The sequence below is a fragment of the Shigella sp. FC1544 genome, from assembly GCF_001722145.1.
GTDB classification, from domain to species: domain Bacteria; phylum Pseudomonadota; class Gammaproteobacteria; order Enterobacterales; family Enterobacteriaceae; genus Escherichia; species Escherichia coli.
In genome coordinates, this window is the sequence record NZ_MECT01000296.1 from 1 (window position 1) to 1442 (window position 1442).

3 protein-coding genes and 1 pseudogene are annotated in these 1442 nt (G+C 44.4%); 1 reads left to right on the top strand and 3 read right to left on the bottom strand.

The genetic code is table 11. The features are described 5' to 3' along the window. From BGK49_RS14520 to ybcL, 3 genes and pseudogenes are all read right to left on the bottom strand, one after another. A partial coding sequence (locus tag BGK49_RS14520; protein ID WP_024259250.1) for an IS1-like element transposase occupies nucleotides 1-257 on the bottom strand: 257 nt, incomplete at its 3' end. Between the two features lie 55 nt (nucleotides 258-312). Next, a pseudogene (locus tag BGK49_RS14525) lies at nucleotides 313-651 on the bottom strand (AraC family transcriptional regulator); the annotation flags it as partial. 9 nt (nucleotides 652-660) lie between these two features. Beyond that, complete coding sequence (gene ybcL / locus BGK49_RS14530; RefSeq protein ID WP_000734031.1) at nucleotides 661-1212, bottom strand: Raf kinase inhibitor-like protein YbcL; 552 nt, start codon at nucleotides 1210-1212, stop codon at nucleotides 661-663. A 65-nt stretch (nucleotides 1213-1277) separates the two neighbouring features. Here ybcL and BGK49_RS27320 point away from each other — a divergent pair. Then, on the top strand, nucleotides 1278-1442 hold a 165-nt coding region (locus BGK49_RS27320; RefSeq protein ID WP_047664789.1), incomplete at its 3' end, for an IS1 family transposase.

A 1442-nucleotide genomic window follows, 5' to 3' on the forward strand; every position in this document is an offset into this window, starting at 1 on the left:
TTTTTTAAGTGACGTAAAACCGTGTTGAGGCCAACGCCCATAATGCGTGCACTGGCGCGACATCCGACGCCATTCATGGCCATATCAATGATTTTCTGGTGCGTACCGGGCTGAGAGGCGGTGTAAGTGAACTGTAGTTGCCATGTTTTACGGCAATGAGAGCAGAGATAGCGCTGATGTCCGGCAGTGCTTTTGCCGTTACGCACCACGCCTTCAGTAGCGGAGCAGGAAGGACATCTGATGGAAATGGAAGCCACGCAAGCACCTTAAAATCACCATCATACACTAAATCAGTAAGTTGGCAGCATTACCGGGATTCTGAGGTAAGCAGAAACCTGTCGTGTTACGAATTTGATCGGTTATCGCATAAAGATTTTGGAACTTTTCAATTAGATCAATGGGATAATAAAGCATTTCTGCAAGATAAAGACCTGCTTCTGGGTAATTCGCAATATAAAATTCATATCCACAGGGAAATAATATTATCTGATTATTATCAACAGTTAGACTATGCGTCTCCCAATTGATAACTTTTTTTCCCTGACGGATACGACATAAAGCTGGCATAAGAGGCTTAACCCTGTGAATCTCATGATGTTTATGCATCCGTATTTCTTCAATCTTTAGGTTAGTCCTATCTTTTGCCAGCATACTCTTATCCTACTTTACCTCATAAACGGGTATTATCTCAGCGGTTGCAATTTTATTGGCATTAAGCATATAACCAACTAACGCTCCGCTGGAATTAGAATCCACAGGAATCTTATCAGTTTTTAGAGCCCATATTTTAAACTGGTAATGATGGGGTTTATCTCCTTTGGGAGGACATGCTCCACCAAATCCCGCATAGCCAAAATCATTTCGGCCTTGGACAGCACCAGTCGGAAGTTTTGTACCATCACGTCTTCCTGCATCAGCGGGCAAATATGTTACCGTTGCTGGAATATTAGCAACAGTCCAGTGCCACCATCCGCTGCCTGTAGGCGCATCTGGATCATACACAGTTACGGCAAAGCTTTTGGTGCCTTCTGGAGCACCAGACCAGGTTAATGAGGGCGATGTATTACCCCCCTCACACCCAAATCCAGAAAATACATGAGACGTTGTAAGTTGCTCTCCTGTTTTTATTTCATTACTAGTGACCTGAAATGCTGCGGCCTGCGCAGAAAATGTTATGAATGCCAATACACTTGAAACGATAAGTTTTTTCATAAAAACCTCTGGTAATGCTGCCAACTTACTGATTTAGTGTATGATGGTGATTTTAAGGTGCTTGCGTGGCTTCCATTTCCATCAGATGTCCTTCCTGCTCCGCTACTGAAGGCGTGGTGCGTAACGGCAAAAGCACTGCCGGACATCAGCGCTATCTCTGCTCTCATTGCCGTAAAACATGGCAACTACAGTTCACTTACACCGCCTCTCAGCCCGGTACGCACCAGAAA